The organism is Megasphaera elsdenii DSM 20460, assembly GCF_003010495.1.
Classification (GTDB): Bacteria; Bacillota; Negativicutes; order Veillonellales; family Megasphaeraceae; genus Megasphaera; species Megasphaera elsdenii.
Genome location: NZ_CP027570.1, coordinates 2,416,239 through 2,438,326, shown reverse-complemented (window position 1 = coordinate 2,438,326; position 22,088 = coordinate 2,416,239). Strand labels below are relative to the sequence as shown.

The 22,088-nt window shown below is 59.4% G+C and carries 25 protein-coding genes and 1 riboswitch; all 25 genes read left to right on the top strand.

Annotation, left to right across the window (positions count from 1 at the left end; genetic code table 11):
* Positions 1-14 precede the first annotated feature (14 nt).
* Positions 15-842: an AAA family ATPase gene (locus tag C6362_RS11565; protein WP_014016486.1), complete on the top strand. Its 828-nt coding sequence runs from the start codon at positions 15-17 to the stop codon at positions 840-842.
* Positions 843-851: 9 nt separating this feature from the next.
* Positions 852-1,955 carry a rod shape-determining protein RodA gene (gene rodA, locus C6362_RS11560; RefSeq protein WP_014016487.1) on the top strand — a complete coding sequence of 368 codons (1,104 nt, stop codon included), beginning with the start codon at positions 852-854 and terminating at the stop codon, positions 1,953-1,955.
* 24 nt (positions 1,956-1,979) lie between these two features.
* Positions 1,980-3,869: a TIGR03960 family B12-binding radical SAM protein gene (locus C6362_RS11555; RefSeq protein ID WP_014016488.1), complete on the top strand. Its 1,890-nt coding sequence runs from the start codon at positions 1,980-1,982 to the stop codon at positions 3,867-3,869.
* Positions 3,844-4,554, top strand: a complete 711-nt coding sequence (locus C6362_RS11550; protein WP_014016489.1) for a TIGR03936 family radical SAM-associated protein — start codon at positions 3,844-3,846, stop codon at positions 4,552-4,554. Before C6362_RS11555 ends, C6362_RS11550 begins: the two co-directional genes overlap by 26 nt.
* Positions 4,555-4,560: 6 nt before the next feature.
* Positions 4,561-5,256, top strand: a complete 696-nt coding sequence (gene cobI, locus C6362_RS11545; RefSeq protein ID WP_014016490.1) for a precorrin-2 C(20)-methyltransferase — start codon at positions 4,561-4,563, stop codon at positions 5,254-5,256.
* A 45-nt stretch (positions 5,257-5,301) separates the two neighbouring features.
* Positions 5,302-6,741, top strand: coding sequence for an Rne/Rng family ribonuclease (locus C6362_RS11540; RefSeq protein ID WP_014016491.1), 1,440 nt, complete (start codon positions 5,302-5,304; stop codon positions 6,739-6,741).
* Positions 6,742-6,868: 127 nt separating this feature from the next.
* The gene (locus C6362_RS11535; protein ID WP_014016492.1) at positions 6,869-8,515 is read left to right on the top strand and encodes a sensor domain-containing diguanylate cyclase; all 1,647 of its coding nucleotides are present in this window, start codon (positions 6,869-6,871) and stop codon (positions 8,513-8,515) included.
* Positions 8,516-8,828: 313 nt separating this feature from the next.
* A complete protein-coding gene (locus tag C6362_RS11875; RefSeq protein WP_041647217.1) occupies positions 8,829-9,023 on the top strand; it encodes a hypothetical protein in 195 nt (64 codons plus the stop codon).
* Between the two features lie 216 nt (positions 9,024-9,239).
* Positions 9,240-10,586 carry a Trk system potassium transporter TrkA gene (gene trkA / locus C6362_RS11525; protein WP_014016493.1) on the top strand — a complete coding sequence of 449 codons (1,347 nt, stop codon included), beginning with the start codon at positions 9,240-9,242 and terminating at the stop codon, positions 10,584-10,586.
* Positions 10,587-10,588: 2 nt separating this feature from the next.
* Positions 10,589-12,043, top strand: coding sequence for a TrkH family potassium uptake protein (locus C6362_RS11520; RefSeq protein ID WP_014016494.1), 1,455 nt, complete (start codon positions 10,589-10,591; stop codon positions 12,041-12,043).
* Between the two features lie 10 nt (positions 12,044-12,053).
* Positions 12,054-13,508 (top strand): TrkH family potassium uptake protein, encoded by a 1,455-nt coding sequence (locus C6362_RS11515; RefSeq protein WP_014016495.1) that lies wholly within the window; start codon positions 12,054-12,056, stop codon positions 13,506-13,508.
* A gap of 93 nt (positions 13,509-13,601) precedes the next feature.
* On the top strand, positions 13,602-13,751 hold the full coding sequence (locus tag C6362_RS11935; protein ID WP_014016496.1) for a hypothetical protein: 150 nt from the start codon (positions 13,602-13,604) through the stop codon (positions 13,749-13,751).
* 99 nt (positions 13,752-13,850) lie between these two features.
* On the top strand, positions 13,851-14,900 hold the full coding sequence (locus tag C6362_RS11510; protein ID WP_014016497.1) for a GspE/PulE family protein: 1,050 nt from the start codon (positions 13,851-13,853) through the stop codon (positions 14,898-14,900).
* Entirely contained in the window at positions 14,891-15,853 is a 963-nt protein-coding gene (locus C6362_RS11505; RefSeq protein WP_014016498.1) for a type IV pilus twitching motility protein PilT, read from the top strand. Before C6362_RS11510 ends, C6362_RS11505 begins: the two co-directional genes overlap by 10 nt.
* Positions 15,850-16,899 carry a type II secretion system F family protein gene (locus C6362_RS11500; RefSeq protein ID WP_014016499.1) on the top strand — a complete coding sequence of 350 codons (1,050 nt, stop codon included), beginning with the start codon at positions 15,850-15,852 and terminating at the stop codon, positions 16,897-16,899. The genes C6362_RS11505 and C6362_RS11500 overlap by 4 nt, the downstream gene beginning before the upstream one ends.
* 17 nt (positions 16,900-16,916) lie before the next feature.
* Positions 16,917-17,282: a competence type IV pilus major pilin ComGC gene (locus C6362_RS11495; RefSeq protein ID WP_014016500.1), complete on the top strand. Its 366-nt coding sequence runs from the start codon at positions 16,917-16,919 to the stop codon at positions 17,280-17,282.
* 4 nt (positions 17,283-17,286) lie between these two features.
* The gene (locus C6362_RS11490; protein WP_014016501.1) at positions 17,287-17,739 is read left to right on the top strand and encodes a prepilin peptidase; all 453 of its coding nucleotides are present in this window, start codon (positions 17,287-17,289) and stop codon (positions 17,737-17,739) included.
* Complete coding sequence (locus tag C6362_RS11485) at positions 17,733-18,158, top strand: hypothetical protein (protein WP_014016502.1); 426 nt, start codon at positions 17,733-17,735, stop codon at positions 18,156-18,158. Before C6362_RS11490 ends, C6362_RS11485 begins: the two co-directional genes overlap by 7 nt.
* On the top strand, positions 18,097-18,612 hold the full coding sequence (locus C6362_RS12250; RefSeq protein WP_255411299.1) for a hypothetical protein: 516 nt from the start codon (positions 18,097-18,099) through the stop codon (positions 18,610-18,612). The genes C6362_RS11485 and C6362_RS12250 overlap by 62 nt, the downstream gene beginning before the upstream one ends.
* The gene (locus C6362_RS11480) at positions 18,518-18,979 is read left to right on the top strand and encodes a hypothetical protein (protein ID WP_255411298.1); all 462 of its coding nucleotides are present in this window, start codon (positions 18,518-18,520) and stop codon (positions 18,977-18,979) included. The genes C6362_RS12250 and C6362_RS11480 overlap by 95 nt, the downstream gene beginning before the upstream one ends.
* Positions 18,976-19,410, top strand: a complete 435-nt coding sequence (locus C6362_RS11475) for a hypothetical protein (RefSeq protein ID WP_014016504.1) — start codon at positions 18,976-18,978, stop codon at positions 19,408-19,410. Before C6362_RS11480 ends, C6362_RS11475 begins: the two co-directional genes overlap by 4 nt.
* Before the next feature lie 16 nt (positions 19,411-19,426).
* Positions 19,427-20,182 (top strand): hypothetical protein, encoded by a 756-nt coding sequence (locus C6362_RS11470; protein WP_014016505.1) that lies wholly within the window; start codon positions 19,427-19,429, stop codon positions 20,180-20,182.
* Between the two features lie 12 nt (positions 20,183-20,194).
* Positions 20,195-20,710: a hypothetical protein gene (locus C6362_RS11465; RefSeq protein WP_014016506.1), complete on the top strand. Its 516-nt coding sequence runs from the start codon at positions 20,195-20,197 to the stop codon at positions 20,708-20,710.
* Positions 20,685-21,134: a hypothetical protein gene (locus C6362_RS11460; RefSeq protein WP_014016507.1), complete on the top strand. Its 450-nt coding sequence runs from the start codon at positions 20,685-20,687 to the stop codon at positions 21,132-21,134. The genes C6362_RS11465 and C6362_RS11460 overlap by 26 nt, the downstream gene beginning before the upstream one ends.
* A 34-nt stretch (positions 21,135-21,168) precedes the next feature.
* A riboswitch (cobalamin riboswitch) is annotated at positions 21,169-21,346 on the top strand.
* A 125-nt stretch (positions 21,347-21,471) separates the two neighbouring features.
* Entirely contained in the window at positions 21,472-22,086 is a 615-nt protein-coding gene (locus C6362_RS11455) for a MotA/TolQ/ExbB proton channel family protein (RefSeq protein ID WP_041647221.1), read from the top strand.
* The last annotated feature ends 2 nt before the right edge of the window (positions 22,087-22,088 follow it).

Below are 22,088 nucleotides of genomic sequence, written 5' to 3'. Positions count from 1 at the left end.
AGGAAAGTGATTTCATGTCCCAGCTCATCGCCATCGCCTCCGGCAAGGGCGGCGTCGGCAAGACCTTGATCACGGCGGCCCTGTCCGTCCTCTTGCAGCGCCGGGGCCATCGCGTCCTGGCGGCCGATGCTGATATGGGGCTGCGCAACCTGGACCTGCTCTTCGGTCTGGACGGCGCTATCCATTACGATGCCAGCCAGGCGGCGCGGGGCAAGTGCCTGCCCGGCCAGGCCCTGTTGACGGTCGTGCCGGGACTGGATTTCCTGCCGGCCAGCCAGAAACGGACCTGGGAGCGGGTCGATATCCCGTCGTACCAGTATGTCCTGGAGTCGCTATCTGCTTCTTATGACTATACGCTCATCGATTGCCCGCCTGGCCGCGATGGCGCCTATAAGGCGGCGACGGCCCTGGCCGATGACATCTTGTTCGTCGTCGGACCGTCGCCGTCGTCGCTGCGCGATGTGTCCAGGCTCATGCAGTATTGCGACCGGCAGAAGCGTTTTCACTACGATGTCATCCTCAATAATTTTTACGCCGACGGCCTCATCACCGCCGATACGGCCCAATCGTGCTTGCAGACCGGCCACCTCGCCGGTCTCTTGCCGCATGATGAAGGCATCGACCGGGCTGCCGGAGAAGGGCGGATTGCCAGCGTATCGGAATCGCTGCCGTTCTGTCAGGCCTTGTCGGCGACGGCAGACTGGCTGGAAACGGGGCAGGCCATCGACACGGCCGCGTTGACGGCCTTACTGCCGAAGCAGCTGGCCCGGCCTGTTTCATCGGGCCTGTCACTGCGCCGCCGTCGTCAGGAATGTCAGAATTGGCGCCACTATCGTCGATAGGAGAGAGAAATGTTTATTCAACGCGAATGGAAAAACTTAGATAAAGTCCTGCTCATCGTGAGCTTCCTCATCGTCTGCATCAGCCTGTGTATCATCGGCAGTGCGACGCATATCAACAAAGGGGCCATCAATTACGACTTCGTCGCCAAGCAGGGGGCGGCTTTCGTCGTCGACTTGATGATCATCCTCTTTTTCAGCCGCTTCGACTATGCGAAGCTGAAAAAATACGCAAAACCCCTGTACATCATCAACCTGCTCATGCTGGTCGCCGTCATGTTCGTCGGCACGTCGGCCCTGGGGGCCCAGCGCTGGATCCAGCTCGGTCCGATTACCCTGCAGCCGTCGGAATTTTCCAAGCTCATCATGATCATCTGCACGGCGTCCATCCTCAGCGACCGCGTAGGCCAGCTCAATACGTGGCGCCAGGTCCTGCCCATCGGCCTCTATGTCGGGATTCCGTTCCTGCTTGTCTTGAAACAGCCTGACTTGGGGACGAGTCTTGTCTTCCTGGCCATTACCTTTGGCATGCTCTTCGTCGGCCGCATCAAGATGTCCCTCTTGCGGAATGTCTTTTTGGCCGGCGTCGTCCTGGCGCCTGTAGGCTGGCATTTTCTCAAGGATTACCAGAAGTCCCGTATTACGGTCTTCCTCAATCCGAATGCCGACCCCTTCGGTGCCGGTTACCATATCATCCAGTCCAAAATCGCCATCGGTTCGGGCATGCTCTTTGGCAAGGGCCTCTTCCAGGGGACCCAGAGCCAGCTGAACTTCCTGCCGGAAAACCACACGGACTTCATCTTTTCCGTCATCGGTGAAGAACTGGGCTTTTTGGGTTGCGTCTTTCTCTTGTTCCTGTATTTCATCCTCGTCTATCGCGGCCTGATGATCGCCAAGGACTGCAAGGACAGCTTCGGCATGATGTTGGCGACCGGCGTCGTGTCCATGTGGGCTTTCCAGATACTGGTCAACGTCGGCATGACCTGCGGCATCATGCCGGTCACGGGGATTCCTCTGCCGTTCATGAGTTACGGTGTCAGCGCCTTGACGACCAATATGATGGGCCTGGGCCTGTTACTGAGTATTTACATGCGTCAACAGACGATGATTTTTTAACCCGCCGTGAAGGAGGAAACTAATTTGTCACATCCCGTGGAGATCGATCCGATTTTATTGAGCAAAGTCAGCAAGCCCGCCCGTTATGTCGGCGGCGAATGGAACAGCGTCGTCAAAGACCACGACGCCGTCAAGCTGACCGTTGCTTATTGTTTCCCTGACGTCTATGAAGTCGCCATGAGCCACCTGGGGCTGCGCATCCTCTATGCGCTCCTCAATGAACGGCCCGATGTGGCGGCTGAACGGGTCTATGCGCCCTGGCCGGATATGGAAGAAGTCATGCGCAGTCAGGGCTATCCGCTCTTTTCCCTGGAAACGAAGACGCCTGTCCGCGATTTCGACATGGTCGGCTTTACCCTCCAGTACGAAATGAGCTTCACCAACATCCTCAACATGCTCGACCTGGCCGGCATCCCGCTCTTTGCCAAAGACCGCGGCGACGATATGCCCCTGGTGGCAGCCGGCGGTCCCTGTGCCTATAACGCCGAACCTTTAGCCGATTATATCGACGTCTTTTTCCTGGGCGAATCGGAAGAATCGACGCAGGTCCTGGCCGATACGATCATCGCCTGGAAAGAGCAGGGGAAGCCTGGCGGAAAGAAGGGCCTGTTGAAACAGCTCTCCCAGCAGCCGGGCAACTACGTGCCGTCTTTCTATGAAGCCCACTACGATGACAACGGCGATTTCCAGGGCCTGACTGTGACCGAACCGGGGGCACCGGCAGAAATCGAGAAATGCGTCGTCTCCGATGTGGAACACGTCTTTTTCCCGACCAAGCCTATCGTCCCTAACATCGACATCGTCCACAACCGGGCCGTCCTGGAACTCTTCCGCGGCTGCAGCCGGGGCTGCCGTTTCTGTCAGGCCGGCATGCTTTACCGGCCGGTCCGGGAAAAATCGCCGGAACACCTGGCGGACCTGGCCAAACAGATCATCGCCAATTCCGGTTACAATGAAATTTCCCTCATGAGTCTCAGCTCGGCTGATTATTCGTGCCTGCCGGAACTGGTCGACCAGCTCCTGGATGAATTTAAGGGGCAGAAAGTCAGCGTCAGCCTGCCGTCACTGCGGGTCGACAGCTTTTCCGTCGACATCGCCAAGAAGGTCCAGCAGGTCCGCAAGAGCGGCCTGACCTTTGCGCCCGAAGCGGGGACCCAGCGCCTGCGCGACGTCATCAACAAGGGCGTCACCGAAGAAGATTTGCTGGCAGCCTGTGAAAATGCCTTCCAGAACGGCTGGTCCACGGTCAAGCTCTACTTCATGATGGGCTTGCCGACGGAAACCGATGAAGACCTGGCCGGCATTGCCGATTTGGCCTATAAGGTCCTCAATTTGTACCGCAAAGTGACCCACAAGAACAACGGCAAGGTCACGGTTTCCGTATCAAGCTTCGTGCCCAAGTCGCACACGGCCTTCCAGTGGTTCGGCCAGCTGCCCATCGAAGAAATCGAACGGAAACAGCAGTACATCAAGGGCCTTATCAACGACAAGCACATTTCCTATCACTACCACGACGCCAAGACGGGCCGCCTGGAAGCGACCTTCGCCCGCGGCGACCGCCGTATGGGCAAAGTCCTTTACCAAGCCTGGAAATTGGGCTGCAAGTTCGACGGCTGGACGGAAATGTTCGATTACGATATGTGGATGAAGGCCTTCGACTTGGCCGGCATCGACCCCGATTACTACGCGGCCCGGACGCGCAGCCTCGACGAAGCCCTGCCCTGGGACCACCTGAGCAACGGCGCTGCCAAGACTTATTTGAAACGTGAATGGCAGAAAGCCACGGTGGCTGAACTGACCCACGACTGCCGCCGCCTGCCCTGTACGGGCTGCGGTGTCTGCCCGCACCTGGGCGTATCCATCATCGACAGAAAGGAAGGGGACGACCATGGAAAGACTACGTTTAGCTGTTAAGAAGGACGGGGCCCTGCAGTTCCTGTCGCACCTGGATTTTGCCCGGGCCGTGCGCTACGTCATTATCCGGGCCAAGCTGCCCATCTGTTATTCCGAAGGCTTCAATCCCCATATGAAGCTCAGTTTCGCCTCCGCCCTGGGCGTCGGCGTCTCGGCCGATGTGGAATACCTCGACATGGAACTGGCGGAAAAACTGCCTGTCCCCGACGTCATGGAACGGATGAACGCCATGTCGCCTAACGGCTTTGCCGTCCTCGACGGCAAGTACGTCGATGCCAAGGCGCCGAAGTTGATGGCCATTGCCAACTACGCCGTCTATACCCTGCGCGGCCCGCTGACGGAAGACCTCAGCCAGGACGGGCTCAATCAGATCCTGGCGAAGTTCAACGACGCGCCCAGCGTCCTCTATGAAAAAGTATCCCATAAGGGCAAGCACCGCGTGCGGACCATCGACGTCAAGCAGCACGTCGTTGAAGCCGTCCACGGCAACGTCAAAGAGGGCAATGTCTATTTGACCGTCGGCATCTACCAGACCGGCGAAGGGGCCATCAAGCCGTCCCAGGTCTGGGAAATATTGGGTCATGAATTTGGCCTGCCCATCCATACGGACATGATGCTGGCCCGCCGGACGGGCATCTTCGTCCGCAAGGAAGATGGCAAGAAATATTCATTATTCGAGGGATAACATAATATGAAAGGAACACTGTACTGCGTCGGCGTCGGCCCGGGCGATCCGGAACTGCTGACCCTGAAGGCGCTGAAAATCATCCGCACCTGTCCCGTCCTGGCCGTACCCCAGAGCCGGACAGGCGTCGTCACGGCCCAGGGCATCCTCATGAAAGCCCTGGACGGCTGTGGCATTACCATCGACGACAAGACCGTCATCGCCATGGATTTTCCCATGACCCGTGACGACCAGGTCCTGAAGGGCGCTCATGAAAAAGCGGCGCGCCGCCTCATGGACGAACTCGACGAAGGCCGCGACGTCTGCCTCATCACCCTGGGCTGCCCGACGGTCTATGCGACCAGTATCTACGTCCACCGCCTGCTCCGCCAGGCCGGCTATGCGACGGAAATCGTGCCCGGCGTGCCCAGCTTCTGTGCCGTCGCAGCCGAGCTCCAGCAGCCGCTGTGCGAAAAAGATGAGGCCCTCATCGTCATCCCCGGCAATCATAAGCACCGCCGGGACCTGCTGGCCCTGGACGGCAGCAAGGTCATCATGAAGCCGTCCGGGAAACTGGGCCCTATCCAGGACGAGCTGCGGGACTTGCAGCTCCTGGACAAGACGGCCATGATCGAGCGCTGCGGCCTGCCGGGAGAAACGGTTTATGAAAAAGCGGCCGACGCCAAAGATACGGGCTATTTCGCCGTCTTGCTGGTGAAATAATCCGGGCCGGAGTTATGAATTTGTCCGCACAGGAGGAATGAGAAGATGAAAACAATCATAGGCAATGTCATGCCAGAAGAAACGCGCATGGCGATCCTGGAAGATGGCCGTCTTCGCGATTTCGCCGTCGAACGCAATGACGACATGCACATCGTCAATCATATCTACAAGGGGACGATCCAGAACATCCTGCCGTCGCTGCAGGCCGCTTTCGTCAACATCGGCCGCCACAAGAATGCTTTCATCTATATGGGCGATATGTTCCCGCGGGCGGCGTCGAAAGAGGAAATCCAGCAGATGCACCTGTCCATAGGTCAGTCGGTCCTGGTCCAGGTCATCAAGGACGAACAGGGCATGAAAGGACCCAAAGTCACGACCAATGTCAGCCTGGCCGGCCGTTATGCCGTCCTCATGCCGACGGTCGATTATATCGGCGTCTCTAAAAAAATCCGCGACGAAGAAGAACGCAACCGCCTGCGCCGCATCGTGTCGGAAATCAAGCCTGCCGGCATGGGCCTCATCATCCGCACCGTCGCCAAAGGCGTGTCCCGGGAAGAACTCTTAGGCGACTTGAAGTATCTCCTGGGGACCTGGGACAGTATCTGCCAGCGCTATAAGCTGGCCCGCAAGCCGACTCTCTTATATCGCGAAGCCGACCTGGTCATGCGCATGATCCGCGACCATTTTACGGCCGACGTCAAGCAGGTCGTCGTCGACAGCCGCGAGGCTTATGAACGGATCTGCCAGGTCTTCCCGGATCCGGCCTGGCGCAGCCGCGTCCGCTTTTACGAAGGCGCCGCGCCTATTTTTGAACACTATGGCATCGAAGACAGCCTGAAAGGCCTAATGTCGCGCATCGTGCCCCTGCCGTCAGGGGGCAATCTGGTCATCGACCATACGGAAGCCCTGACGGTCATCGACGTCAACAGCAGCAAGTATACAGGCAACGGCTCGACCTTGCAGGATACGATTTTCCACGTCAACAAGGAAGCCGCCGTAGAAATCGCCCGCCAGCTGCGCCTGCGCGACATCGGCGGCATCATCATCATCGATTTCATCGACATGGCCCAGCCGACGAAACGCGACGAGATTTTGCAGATCCTAACCCGCGAGACGGCCCTGGATTGCACCAAGACCCGCGTCCTGGGCATGACGGCGCTGAATCTGGTGGAAATTACCCGCAAGAAGGCCCGCCAGAGCCTCTATCAGGTCCAGTTCAGCCCCTGCGATGTCTGCGGCGGTTCGGGCGTCCTCTATTCGCCGGAAACCGTGGCCATCCAGATTATCCGCCGCCTGCGCCACCTGGCCGGGAGCCATCATCTGCAGGGCGACGTCCTCATCGAGGCGCATCCCGATGTCCTGGCCCTGCTCAAGGATAAGAAGCGCAAAGCCGAATGGGAACGGGAACTGAAGCGGACCCTTTATTTTGAAGAATCGCACCACCCAAATCGGGAAGTCTTTTCCATCTTGTCCTATCAGCCCTGACAGCACCGTGGCTGGCAGGACAGGTGTCGTAGAAATGGCTTGTACTTCTGCCTGTCTTATACTATAATTAATACAAAGTATTACGGATAGCTATATATAGTAGACATAGGGAGAGGAGGCGGTTGTGATGCAGACGATCCGCTCGCGATTCCTGACTATCATCTGCGGCGTGTCGCTGACGCTGTCCATGGTCTTTGGCGCCCTCGCTGTCATTCTCGTCGATCACGATGAAACCATCATTGCCGCCAGGACGCTCAATGGTCAGGCAGCTCATGTCTATACGACGTTGAACCCCATTTTCATCCAGTCTGAAGATATCGTCCATTACATCGGCAACACGATCGAACACGAAGTCAAGGACCCGCAGGAACTGCGCGATAAAGCGTATCGGGACCGCTTGGAAGACAAGGTCCGGCGGTCTTTTTATAATGCCATCAGCGGTATCGACGGCGTTCAGGGTTATTATCTCCACTACAATGAAGATATATCCGGTACGCCCGACGGCTTCTGGTATGCCCGCCGCAATTCGCGCTACGATTTTACGATTCAGCCGATTACGCCGGTCAAAGCCTATGGAGAAAAAGCCGTGAACCGGACGAACTGGTATTACCGGCCTTTGCGGACGAAACAGGCCCAATGGCTCGAACCGTATATCAATGGTAATAACGGCGTCCGTATGATTACCTATGTCATGCCTATCTTCGTCAAAGGCCAGTTCGTCGCCGTCGCCGGCGTCGACATCGATTTCAACGTGCTCTGCGACGTCGTCGGAGCCATGAAAGCCTATCAGGATGGCTATGGCTTTTTGTTCAAAGATGGGCAGACCGTCTATTTCCATCCCGATGGCAAAGGCATTGAGCCTGATTTTAATCCGGATTTTATGATTCTCCAAAACGGTGACCTGCTGCAGCGGTCGGCAACGGAACAAAAGCTGATCCATTACGAGTATAAAGGCATACCCATGGCCTTAGCCTTCACCACTTTTCGTAATGGTATGAAACTGGCCATTACAGCGCCGGCCGATGAAATCTACGCCGGCCGCCGGACGATGATCTTCCTGGTCCTGGCCATTACAATCGTCGTCGGCCTGGGTTCGACCATCCTAGCTGTGAAGGCGGCCGACCGCATCGTCCGTCCTTTGCAGGATATCAGCGCAGCTGCCCGCCGCCTGGGCCGCGGGGAATACGACCAGCATCTGACCTATACCGGTCACGATGAAATCGGCAGCCTGGCCAGCCACATGAACGATACGATGGAACGGATGCGAAACTACGTTGGCGCCATGCAGAAACAGGCCTATCAAGATGAACTGACGTCTGTGAAGAACGTTGCCGCTTACGATAAGAAGGTATACGACCTGAATCAGAAAATCTCCGCCGGCCAAGCTGCCTTTGCCGTAGTCATGGTCGATTTGAACCAGCTCAAGGAAGTCAACGACCGCTTTGGTCATGAAAAAGGGAACATCGCTTTGCAGACTTTGTGTCGGGCCGTCTGCCGCCTTTACAAGCACAGTCCGGTTTACCGCATCGGCGGCGACGAATTCGTCGTCATCCTCGAAGGCGAGGACTACGATAACCGGGACGCTTTGTTCCAAAAAGTCCAGGCTTTCGAACGCATCCGCGATTTGAAAGCCGCTCAGCCGTGGACCCAGATTGCCGCCTCGGCCGGTATGGCCGTCTACGACAAGAACTGCGATGCCACGTATCAGGCCGTCTTTAACCGGGCCGACGCCAGGATGTATGAAAAGAAACAACACCTGGCCCCGCGGTCGTAAAGGCGGAAAACCGTGTCCTTTCCTGCTGGGTCTGTGTTACCATCAAAGAGAAGACTGGCAGACAAGAGGAGGAGAAGCGTTATGCAGGCCGCTTTTGCTTCCTGGGATTACCGCCGTTTCCGGCCTGCTGTAGCGGCGCTCTTAGCCGATGGCAGGATGGCCAACGCGGATGTGAATGGAGCATACAACATACTCCGTAAAAGTAAGCAGAACTTCGATTTCGAGGGACTGTGTAAGGGGCTTTTGGACAGCCCTTTGAGAATTCAGTCCGGTCTTCTTCATCGCCAAGCAGCTGGGCTTCCAGATTCTCGCCTTGACGGCCCATCAGGAGGGCGGTTTCATCCGCAAGTATTTCCCTGTCGTCTACAGCTGCCGCTTCGCCGAAATGGCCAACAAGAAGGGGAAAGTCCTGGTACCGGATAAGGAAATCAAGACGGCCTTTTTTGAAGAACACCATCCCGAAAGCTTGGCCCGCCTCGACGAATACGAACAACTGGGCCTTTTCTAAGGGCTAGGGCGGTAAAAGGGAAAGATGTACAAAAACGATAAAATGTGATACTATTTGTAGGGGCTGGAACATGGTGGTTTGCGCCGTCATGTGGAGCCCCTTTTTTCTTAATGTTTGAAGTTTGACGTTTGAAGTCTGAGGTGATGCTTTTAAATTTTCACCTTCGTACATCAAACATCAAACTTTCAACATCAAACTTTTAAGGAGGTCTTTCCTTTGCGTATTGTTGTCGTAGGGGCTGGCAAACTGGGGTACAGTATTGCCGAGCTGTTATCGAATGAACAATTCGACGTCGTCGTCGTCGACCATAATGAAGAACGGCTGGAAGTCGTCAAGAATAATCTCGATGTGTTGACGGTCCTGGCCAACGGGGCCAGCCCGATCACCATGAATGACCCGGACATCCGCGGTGCCGATATCCTCGTCGCCTGCACGGCCGTCGATGAAGTGAATATGGTGGCCTGCATCATGGCCAAGAAGCACGGCATCAAATATACGGCAGCCCGTATCCGGGACATGCAGTTCCTGTCGGAAGCCAAGGATTATCTCAAGCAGAATTTCGACATCGACCTCATGCTCAACCCGGAAATGATTACGGCCCGCGAAATCAACCGCATCCTCATGACGCCGGCAGCGCTCAACGTCGAAGATTTCGCCAATGGCAAGGTGCGGCTTTTTGAAACCAAGGTTCGCCGCCATTCGCCGCTCATCAACATTCCCTTTAAAGACATGAACATGCCGCCGTCTATCCTGGCAGGCATGATTTTCCGCGACCACCGCATGATCATCCCTCACGGCGATGACTGCCTGTTTCCGCGGGACAATGCCTACTTCATCGGCGATCCCAAGGCCATCGAGAAATTCAGCAAGAACTTCGTTCCCAGCGATACGAAAATGGTCGAACGGGTCATCATCATCGGTGCCGGCCGGACCGGCCGCTTTCTGGCGCCCATGCTCGATAAGGAAGGCATCAAGGTCAAGATTTTCGATAAAGACCGCGAACGCTGCCGTCAGGCGGCAGAACTCTTGGACAATGGCCTGGCTATCTACGGCGACGGTACGGATATCGACCTGTTGGAACAGGAAGGCATCGCCGATGCAGACGTCGTCATCTGCCTGACCGATGACGACCGGCTGAACCTCATGCTGGCCCTCATCGCCAAACACCTGGGCGCCAAGAAGACCATCGTCCGCGTATCGCGCATCGAATACAGCGACCTCATGGAAAAAGTCGGCGTCGACATCGTCTTGTCGACGCGCCTCTTGTCGGCCAGTGAAGTCCTGGCCTTTGCCCGCCGCGGCGGCGTCGTCTCTGTTTCCCTCCTGGAAGGGGCCAAGGCCGAAGCGGTGGAAGTCATCGTACAGGACGGGGCTCCCGTAGCCGGTAAACGCCTCATGGATGTCCGCCTGCCCAAGGAATGTCTGGTCTGCGCCTATGTCCGCGACGGCGAAGCCTATATCCCCAATGGCCAGTCTGTCCTCATGGCCGGGGACCGGATCATCCTCTTCATCCAGACCGAGTACTCCAAGAAGGTCATGAAGTACTTCAAAGGCAGGGAATAATCATGAACCGCAGTATCGTCTTTTATCTCGTCAGCCGCCTGGCCCTGATCAATGGCCTGGCCCTGGTCATTCCCATGCTGGCTGCCTGGTGGTGGGGCGAAGCGGGGCTCCGCTATTTTGCTCCGGCCCTGGCGGCTGCCTTGATGGTGGCGGCGTTCTGCCAGTACCGCGGCCGCCATCACAAGCGCCACCTGGGACCGGGCGAAGGGGCCTGGTACATGGTATCGGCCTGGGTCCTCTTGGGACTCCTGGGCATGATTCCCTATGTCATGGCCGGTATCTTTGCGTCGCCCGTCGATGCCTTCTTTGAAAGTGTGTCGGCTTTTACGACGACGGGGACGTCATGCCTGGCTGATGGCGGGGCAGCCCTGCCGCAGTCCCTCTTGTTATGGCACAGCCTCATGGAATGGCTCGGCGGCCTCAATTTCATCCTCATGCTAGTTTCGGTCATGCCCCAGGTCAGCGGCTGTTTCGGCCTGACCCTGTCGGTTCACCAGAGCGTGGCCTTCAGTCCCATGGTCGCCCGCATGCAGGAAGCGGCCCGCCAGGCCGGACGCATCTACCTGGCCATTACGGCCTTTTCCATGCTCCTGTACTGGCTGGCCGGCCTGCCTTTGGGAATGGCCATCAACCAGGGGTTCATGACCATGTCGACCAGCGGCGGCGACGCCCTCTTCGATTTTTCCCGCTATGACAGCCTGGCCCTGGAAGCCGTCGGTGCCGTCTCCATGCTCCTGGCCAGCGGTAATTTCCTGCTCTACTGGAAGGGCTGGGAACGGCGCGATTTCAAGGGACTCTTCAAGGATGCGGAGCTGCAGGTATTCCTGGCGGTCCTGGTGGCCGCAGGACTCGTCGTGTCTTTCCATTTATGGCGTTTCGGCGTCTATGACGGCTGGGACAACCTGCGCTACGGCTTTTTCCAGGTCCTGTCCTTCAGCAGCACCAGCGGGTTTGCCTCGGCATCGTATCAGGACTGGCCGGAATTTGATAAATACGTCCTCTTCGCATTGGCCTTTGTCGGCGGCTGTATCGGTTCGGCTACGGGCGGCCTCCGGGTCATGCGCTTCATGGTCCTCTTTAAGATGGCGGCTCAGGAAATGCGCCGGACCCTGCATCCGCATATGGTCATTTCCCTGAAGGTCGACGGCGTCCCTGTCGACATGAAGATCATCAGCCGCGTCCTCAGTTATTTTTTCCTGTTCATGGCGACGTTTTTTGTTTCCATGCTGATCATCTCTTTGTCCGGCGTCACGCCCATGCAGGCTATGGGCATGGCCGTCGGCTGCCTGTCCAGTGTCGGTTCGACGATGGACCTCTTTGGCGTAGCCGATGTCTCTGTCTTGCCGGCATGGACTAAGATTTATTGCAGTTTCCTCATGATTTTAGGACGCGTCGAAATCTTTTCCTTCCTCGTCGTCATCCAGACCGCATTCGGGTATCTGCGGCGGCGCTGGTAGGAGGTGCATCATGAATATACGGATTATTTTATTCGTCTTGGGGAAATTGGCCCAGGCCTGCGGCCTGGCTCTGATGATTCCCTTTGTTGTCGCCCTTTTTTATGGGGAAAGCAGCCTCATGGCGTTCCTGGTGGCCATCGTCATCAGTCTCTTCCTGGGGCGCCTGTTCATGGGGCAGGGCCATCGGCCGACCGACAGCCTGACTGTCCGCGAAGGCGTGGCCATTACGGCCCTGGGCTGGATCATGATTACCTTGCTGGGGATGATTCCCTATGCCGCCGGCGGCTATTTGTCCGTCCTGGACAGCATCTTTGAATGTATTTCCGGCCTGTCCGGCACGGGGGCGACGGTCATCGACGACATCGAAGGCCTGCCGGCCAGCCTGGTCCTCTGGCGGGCCCTGACCCACTGGTTCGGCGGCTTGGGCATCATCGTCATCTTCATCGCCGTCTTTCCGCAGTTCGGCAAGGGCATCGTCCACATGTTCAACGCCGAAAGCACGGGTCCCCGGTCGGACCGGACCTTGCCGCGCATCAAGGAAATGGCCAAGGCCCTGTTTACGGTGTATGTCGCCTTTACGATTGTTTCGACGCTTGTCTTCATGCTCTGCGGCATGCCGTTCCTCATCGCCGCCGACCATGCCTTCGCGACCATCGCGACGGGCGGCTTTTCGCCGTATAATGACAGTGTGGCCCATTTCCACAGCCCCGTTATTGAACTGTGTCTTTCTTTCTTCATGCTCATCAGCAGTGCCAACTTCGGCATGTACGTCGCCGCTTGGCAGAAGGGCTTTAAAGTCATCCTGGACGACACGGAATTTCGCGTCTATCTGGCCATCGTCGCCGTGGCGACGGCGGCGATGAGCCTCGACCTCGTCTTAGCCCAGCAATGGGATGGCGTCGAATCCCTGCGCCAGGCCTTTTTCCAGTCCGTGTCCATTTCGTCGTCGACGGGGTTTGTCTCCAACGACTTCGACCAGTGGCCGGTCTTCTCGAAGTTCATCCTCCTGGTCTTGATGTTCGTCGGCGGCTGCGCCGGTTCGACGACAGGCGGCCTGAAGGTCACGCGTATCATGCTGCTGGTCAAGACCCTTGCTGCCATCATCCGTCAGAAGATGCATCCCAACCTGGTCCTGCACATCCGTTCCAATGGCGAAGAATTCTCGATGGACCTCATTTATGGCGTGGCCAGATTCTTCTTCGTCTATACCATGCTCGGCGTCCTCTGGACGTTCATCCTGGTCTTTGACGGCGTGGCCATCTTCGATGCCATCGGCCTCAGCGTATCGACGATGGGCAGCTGCGGACCGGGCTTCGGCCAGTTCGGCGCGACCGCGACTTGTTCGGCCCTGCCGCCGCTCAGCAAGGTCGCCCTCTGCTTTTCCATGCTCATGGGCCGGCTGGAAGCCTTTCCGGTCCTGGCCATCCTCATGCCGTCTTTCTGGCGCCACCGCAACAGCTGGTAATTGGGGGGAATCCCTTGCATGAGACTATCCCTTTGCCGTATAATAAAGACAATATTATCGTTACTTTATCTTTTATCAAAGGGGGAATTACCTATGAGTTTTTGGGAACAAATGGCGAAGACCATCGATGCAGGCGAAGAAAAAAAGAAGAAGGAAGAGCTCTATCAGAAGACCTTCCATGAATTAGCGGAAAAACTCAGTGAAATCCGCAACAAAGAAACGCAGGACGAAGCGGAAGATTAAGGAATCCTTAAATTTTCCGATTTTCCATTAGAGAACGATTAAATTTTGTCAGACCGTCTCCTTTCCATGCTATGCTAGCTATGGAAAGGAGATTTTTTTATGGACGTAAACAAGTTATTACAAGACGCCCTGGCCGCCGGGGCCAGTGACATCCACATCGAACCCATGGACGACGCCGTCCGCATCCGCTGGCGCCGGGACGGTGTCCTCTGTCAGGCCGGGTGTCTCCACAAAAGCAGCCTGGAGAAACTGGTGAGCCGCATCAAAGTCCTGGCCGGCCTGGATATTGCCAACCGCCGCCTGCCCCAGGACGGGCGCATCGTCTGGAAGGATGGGAATCGCCGCCTGGACCTGCGGGTCAGTACACTGCCGACGGTACGCGGCGAAAAGGTCGTCATCCGTATCCTCGACGGCCAGCGCATCCCCCTGGACCTTTCGGCCCTGGGCATGGATGACCAGGCTCGGCGCTGCCTGGAAAGACTCATCCGCTGCCGCCAGGGGCTCATCGTCATCTGCGGCCCGACGGGCAGCGGCAAGACGACGACCCTCTACGCGGCCCTCCATGAGATCCAGGATGATTCCGTCAGTATTGCGACCTTGGAAGACCCGGTGGAAATTCTCATGGAAGGCGTTTCCCAAAGCCAGGTCCAGGCCAAAGGGGGCATGATGTTCCAGGACGGCCTGCGGGCCTTGCTGCGCCAGGACCCGGATATCCTCGTCGTCGGCGAAATCCGTGACAGCGAGACGGCGCGCATTGCCGTGCGGGCCGCTTTGACGGGACACGTCATCTTCAGCACCCTCCATGCGCCGAGTGCCGTCGAGGCCGTGGTCCGCCTGATCGATATGGGCATCGCCCCGTATCTGGCGGCCGATGCCCTGGCGGGCGTTGTCTCGCAGCGCCTGGTTCGGCGGAAAACCAAAGCAGGGACTTATGAAGGCCGCTTCTGTCTGTGTGAAGTCGTGCCGGCCGGCCGTCATCTCCGCACGGCTATCCGCAGCCGTGCCGGCGTCGCTGCCCTGACTGAAGCGGCCCGGAACGATGGGGCTGTCCTCCTGACCGATGTCATCGCCCGGGTCCTGGCGGCCGGCTGGACCGATGAACAAGAGATACGCCGCATCTGTGAAGGTGGTGAGGCCCGATGGACGTAACGGCACTGATGGAAAAGGCCATCGGTCAGCAGGCGGCGGACCTTCACTTGCAGACGGGGCGGCCGCCCATGCTTCGCCTGGCCCAGGGCCTCTGTTCCTTTCCCGGTCCGCCGTTGTCCGAAGACGACGTGCGCTGCCTGCTGCACGCTGTCGGCTGGACCCGGGACGAAGTGGGGGATGGCGCCTTTTCCTGGCGCCGGTCCCTGCGCTGCCGCCTCCATGTCTGCCGGGAATACGCCGGCCTCCACGCGACGATACGCTTCCTCTATCCCCTGGCGTCCCTGCCGCCGGATGGCGACGGGCCCCTGCTGGAGCGCCTCAGCCGGCTGACACAGGGCCTGGTCCTGGTCTGCGGTCCCACGGGCAGCGGCAAGACGACGGCCTTGTGGCGCATCTTGCAGGCCATCAATGAACGGCGGCCGTGCCACATCATCACCTTGGAAGACCCTATCGAATACGTCGAAAAGGGCAAGGCCTCCTTGATTACGCAGCGCGAACTGGGAACGCATTTCCCGGACTTTGCCGAGGGCATCCGCCAGGCCCTGCGCCAGGACCCGGACGTCATCCTCATCGGTGAGATGCGCGACCGGCCGGCCATGGATGCGGCCCTGATGGCCGCTGAAACGGGGCACTTCGTCTTGTCGACGCTGCACACGCCGTCCGCGGCCCAGGCCGTGAGCCGCATTGCCGGGGCTTACAGCGGCGATGCCCGGCAGGAAGTCCGCTACCGCCTGGCCATGGTACTGCAGGCCGTATTGGCCCAGCGCCGGCTGGAAGGGCAGGGGCAGGTCGAAATCGTCCGGGAGATCCTCGTGCGCACGCCGGCCGTAGTCCAGCTCATCCGCAACGGCAAAGAATATCAGCTGCCGACGGTCATGCAGACCGGTGCCGCTGCCGGTATGCGGACGATGGACCAGGCCCTGCGCCGCTGCCGGGCCGGAGGGTCCTTATGAGGCGCCGGACCGCGCGGCTGCCCGTGACCTTGCTGGCCTTTTTCTTTCGCCAGCTGGCAACCCTCGTCGGCAGCGGCATCCCGCTGGTCCAGGCCTGGCAGCTGCTGATGGCCGACATGCCGGGCCGCTATCGCCGTCCGCTCCATCTGGCGGCCTTGCAGATGGAGCAGGGCGTCTGTCCGTCCCAGGCCATGGACCAGTGCCGGGCCTTCCCCGAGTTGGCCTGCCGCCTCATCCGGGCCGGCGAACAGACAGGGAACCTCGAAGGACTCTGCCGTGTCCTGGCCGATTTCTATGAAACCAAGGGGAAGGAGCGGCGCCTCCTCGTCCAGGCCCTGGCCTATCCGGCCTTCCTGCTGGTCTGCCTGATCCTGCTGACGGCAGGGGCGTGCCTTTTCATCATCCCTGTCTTTACGGATATGATGGACCAGATGGCCGTCCCCCTGCCAAAAGGGACGCAGTATCTGCTGGCCGCCATGGGCGCCTTGCGCCATTACGGCATCTATGGCCTGGCCGGGCTGACCGTCGGCCTCCTCGTCCTGCGCTGGGCCTGGCAGCAGGCCGAATGGCGGCTGGAACTGGAACGGCAATTTTTCCGCCTGCCCTGGCTCCAGACCTGGGTCCTCGTCTGGGCCTGGCAGCGGTTCAGCCAGATCCTGGCCGTCCAGCTGGCCGGCGGCATCCCCTTGCTGGACAGTCTGCCCGAAGCCGCTGCCGTCGTGCCGTCGCGCCTTTTCCGGCAGTATATCCTGCAAGCCCGGCTGCTGCTGGAACGGGGCTGTGCCTTCAGCCAGGCCGTCCACGCCGGCCGTTTCGGCACGCCTTATGTCGAAACCATGCTGGCCGTCGGGGAAATGACCGGCAGGTACGATGAGGCCCTGGCATCGATTTCCCGCTATTACGGCAGCCGCCTCCAACAGCTGGCCGGCCGGCTGCAGCGCTGGCTCGGGCCGGTCGTCCTCTTGCTGACCGGGGCTTTGATGGGCTTTTTGATTCTTTGTTTCCTCTTACCCCTGCTGGATATGGCATCCAGCGTTGTGACTTGATGAAAGGAGTTTTTACTATGCAGACTCGCAATGGTTTTTCTCTGTTGGAAATGTTGATTTGTGTATCCCTGGTCCTCATTTTCGCCTCCTTTGCCGTACCGCGCTTCTCTTCGGCGACGAAGACGGCCCAGGAAGCCAAGGTACAAGCCGATATCCGGACCATCAGCAATGCTGCCGCCCTCTATGAAATCGACCATGGCGTCTTTCCGGCTAGTATCGACGACTTAGTGACCAAGGACAGCGATGGCAAGCAGTACTTGCAGTTCAAGCCGCTCACGCCGGACAAAGGGGAATATCAGATAGCCGATGGCGTCGTCTCTGCCGACTATAACAACAAGCATTTTTCGTCCGATGCGGCGTCGGCCCAGGAAGGGAAGGGCTGAGCCTATGGAGTGGCCTGAACTGTTCCTCTGGTATGGCACGGCCGCAGGCTGTACGGCCTGGATCTGCTACACCGATATCCGGCGCTGCTGGATTGCTGACGCTCCCGTCCTGGCCCTGGCCCTGGGCAACGGCCTGGCCGGATATGCCGGCTTAGTGCGCCCGTTTTGGCCGGTCTCTGTCGGCGTCGCCGCCTTTTTCCTGGTCCTCTATGGCCTCTGGCCCGGCGCTATCGGCAGCGGCGACATCAAACTGGCCCTGGCCTTGTCGCCGGGCTGCCCCGACTGGGGCGCCTGGGTCATGCTGGTCGCGTCCTTTTGCCTGGCTGCACCGGCCGCCTTGGTGTATCGGCGCTGGAAAGGGGCCTCTGTCATTCCCTTCGGCCCGTTCCTCCTGCTGGGCTGGTGGCTGGCCCAGGGGCCTTTCCCGTCGTGGTGGCCAGGAGGCTGGCTATGGTGAAGGGAAACGGCTTCCTCAGCCTGACCGGCTTGATGCTGGCTGCGGGATTGCTGGTGCTGTACCTGGGATTGTGCCTGACCGGGAGCCAGCGCAGCCGCAGCCATCAGGCCGTCGATGGCCTGGCGCGGGAAATGGCCCTGGATATGCAGCAGGTCCGGCAGCGTTGTGTCGGCAACAACCAGGGCAGCGGCCGCTGGAAACTGGTCCTGGAAGGGGACCGCTACGTCCTCCAGGAAGGCTACGTCCGGATCAAGGAACGGCCTTATCCGCCAGGCCTGCAAGTGACGAAAGGAGATGTGTGCTTTGATGTCGATGGCCGTCCGCAGCATACGATGTCTGTGGTCATCACGGCGCCCGATGGGGCTTATGAGCGCTCCATCGTCGTGGCGGCTCAGACCGGGCGCATCCGCCTGGCCTGAAGCCAATGGCTTCTTGTTCTTCGCCGACGGCCTGGCTGGCCTGCTCATCGGGGCCTGTCTGCTCATGACGGCCCTGGGCCTTTCGCTCCAGGCCAGCCAATGGCATCAGCAGGCCCGGCAGCGGCAGCTGGCCGCCATGGTCTGCCGGCAGGTCATGGAAGCCTGGAAAGGCGGCTGTCCGCCGCCCAGTCGCGTCGTCTTGGAGGGCCGGTCTTATGAAGTGGTTTCTCAGCAGACCGAACGGGATGGCGGCCTGATTTTACGGTATGTAGAGGCAGGTGATGACCATGGGCTCCGTGTTTCCTGCCGGCTCCTGGCGCCGGAAAAGACTGGAGAAGAACGGCTGGATTCTCTTAGACGTGCTCCTGGCCTTGGGCCTGTCCGCCCTGACCCTGACGGCCCTGCTGCCCCTGGCCGGACAGACGGCCCGGCTGGACCGGCGCTGTCAGATTGAAGAAGCCTTGCTGCGGCAGCACGTCAACGTGGAAGAAACGCTGTTCCAGGCCCTGCGCTACGGCCAGGAGGTGGAAGTGGCGCCGGCGGAGGTCCGGTTCCACACGTCCCAGGGCACGGCCAGGGGCTTTGCCGTCCGCCATCAAAGCCTGTATGTCCGCCTCAGCGATGGCCGCTATCAGCCCCTGACGGGCGGCGGCAGTACGGTGAAAGGCCGTTTTCTAGCCATCCTGCCTCTCGACGGCCAGCCCTTTTTCTCCCGGACAGGCCGGGCTGTCCAGGTCGCCTTCCTCCTGAAAGAAAAGCGGAGCGGCCTGTCCCGGCCCGTGCAGTTTGCCGTATGGCCTTTGAACGAAGGTGAGCTATGAAAAAACGAAACGGTTTCTTTTCTTTTTCTATCGTAACCGTGGCCCTGCTGGCTTTGAGCCTGTCCCTGACGGCGGCGTCCCTGGCGTGGAAGCATTTCCAGATGGCCCGGACTTACGAAGAAACGGTGCGGCTGACCTATTTAGCAGAAAGTGCCCTCCATGAAGGCTGGGACCAGCTCTGCCGGCATCCCGATGATTTCCTCCAGGGAAGGCCTATCCCCGTGCCGCAGGCAGAAGGCCTGGCTTCTCAGGGAGAACAGCTTTCCGTGCGCTGCCGGTATCAGCCGGCCGGTGCAGTGGCCGGTGGTTTCTTGAAGGCCCAGGCGGCCGTGCCAGACTCGGCGGTCCAGCAGACGTGCGGCCTCCGCTTCGAGGTCCGTGCCGATGAGCAGGGGCGGCCTGTGCTGCACCGCTGCCAGTATGTGAATTAACGAGAGAGGTGAGCGTATGTGGTGGCAACAAAATGCCTGTTTGTGGCTGAATGGACAGTCTGTCCATCTATTAAAGACGAAACGGACCTGGTATGGAGGCGTCGCTTTCCGCCAGGGTCACTGGGATTATGAAGCGAAGCGGGACCCGGACTGGATGGGCCGGGAAACTGCAGTACAGGCCTGTCTGCCCGGCCTCCTGCGGCGCTATGGCCTGGCCGGCTGGCACCTGCGTCTGCTTCTGGGCGGGCCGGGCGTGCTCTGGAAACGCCTGTCCCTGGGGACGCCGGACCGACAGGAAGCGGATGCCCTCATTGCCGGGGCCGGCCTGGTCAGTGAGGAAGGGCGGGCCTATGCCTTCGAGGCAGCCTGTCCGGCCAAAAGCGATGGCGGCCTTTATGACTGGACCGTCGGGGCCTATCCCAAGGAAGGTGTCGCCGCTATCTGTAAGGCCTGCCATGATGCCGGGGCTGTCATCCGGTCCATCGATTTGCTGCCCGCTTTCCTGGGACGCCTTTGGCCTTCCGGTACGGGGACGCTGGTCTTCCAGGAAATGCCGGATAGACAGCAGCACCGGATCCGCCTGAAAGATGGCCTGCCCCTGGCTTATGAGGTACAAGCGGTTGTGCCGCCGGCGGACCTGCCGCCTTTCCGCTGGCTTCCCGAAGGGGCCGGTGCGGAAGACTGGCAGCCGGCCAGGCCGAGTCCGGCTGTTCGCTGCCTGATGGAGGACTGCCAGCTGACCCAGGCCACGGCCATGCTGGCTTTCTTATGAGGAGGGATGATCATGAAATGCAATCTCTTGCCCTTGGGATACCGCCAGCAACACGGGCTTTGGCAGCGGCCGGCCTGTCTGGGCTTGCTCCTGATGCTGACGGTCTGTTTGGGGGCAGGCCTCTTTTTCCAGTACCAGCTGCACCGGGAAAAGGCCTATTATACGGACTGCCTGTACCCGCTGCAGCAACAGATACGGCAGGGAAACGAAGCAATCCGCCGCGGCCAGGCACAGGTGGAACGGGCTGCAAAGGAGCGGCCGGCTGGCCCCTTATCGCCGTCCCTGATGGTGGCTTTGGCCGGGTCTAAGCCGGAGGGACTCGCCGTCGAAAAGGTCAGCAGCCGGTCCGGCCGGGTCGTCATCGAAGGCCGGACGGCCTCACCGGATACGCCGCAGCAGTGGCAGCGGTCCTTGCAGCAGCAGGGCCTCGGCCAGGCGGCCGTTGCCAGGATGAAGCCCGATATGGGCCAGGGGATTCCCTTTGCGCTGGAGGTGACCTGCCGTGAAGGCGTGGCGAAAACGGGTTGACTGGCAGCGGGCCTTTCCCATCCTGGCCATCCTGACCGTGGGAGCCGCTCTTTTTGCCGTCTCGTCGTATCAGGCCTGGCAGGGATGGCAAGGCGTCCATCGCCAGTTAGCGCCGTATGCCCGTTCGTGGCGGCCGCGGCCGGTACCGGCGCCTGCTGGCTGTGACGGCGTCCCCGATGTAACGGCCTCCCTGGCGGCCCGGGACATCCAGCTCCTGTCGTGGCAGCAGTCGGGCCGCGAAGCCGGCCGGCAGACCCTGGTCCTGGCCGGTACCTTTGCCAGTCTCCTGAGCTGGATCAATGATTGGCCCGCCGTCTGCCCTCAAGGGACTTGCCAGATTCTCCAATGGGAGAAAAGCGAGACCGGAAGCGTCGTGACCGTTGAAGTCACGACGGCCGGAATGGCCGGCCAGGCCCTTCATTGACAGTCTGACGCCGGGCATGATATAGTTATGTTTGTAAGTTTGAAGTAAGTCAGGTGTCACAGACTCAATAGAGAAGCCGGTCCGATGCCGGCGCGGTCCCGCCGCTGTAGGGTGGAGCCAGGCTGCAACGACGTCACTGTACGGAGGTATGGGAAGGCGCAGCCAGGGCCATGAAGCCAAGCCAGAAGAACTGCCTGACGGATAATCACCGATAGACCTGCGAGCGATGGGAAGGAGATTGTATGGAAAGTTACTTGGAGGAGCTGTCAGCTAAAGGCGGCTCCTTTTCTATTTGTACCTCTGTTCGGCGCTTCGCCAGGCCGGACAGGAGGTCATAATGGAAGCGATTTTACAGGGATTTCAGTTATTTCAGGCAGGCGGGCCGGTCATGTACCTGCTCCTGGCCTGTTCACTCTTCGTCGGCTATATTGGCATCGAACGGGTTTTGTTCTATGGGAACATGGACGCCGGGAAGGCCTTTGCCGAACAGTTCTATACGCAGATGAAACTGCGGCGCTGCGACCAGGCACAGCAGCTGGCTGCCGGATCTCATGGCGGACTGCCCCTCATCTTGCAGGAGGTCTTCCAGGGCCAGGCTGGGCCTGACGTCAAGGCCTTCGTCGAGATGCAGTCGGGCATCTTCATTGCGAAATTGCGCAACCGCCTCTATTATCTGTCGGTCATCGTCACCATGGCGCCGCTCTTGGGGCTTTTGGGGACAATCAGCGGCATGATTCGCGCCTTCAGTGTCCTCAACATCCAGTCCGGCCAGGCCATCGCCATTACCGGCGGCGTCGGCGAAGCCCTCATCGCCACGGCTTTCGGCCTCTGCGTGGCCATCCTGGCCCTGGCCGTCCACGCCTATTTCACGCAGCGCCTGGACCGCATCATTACCGACATGGAACTGTGCTTTTCGGCGCTGGAAACGATGGCTGAGAAAGTGGGGCAGTGACC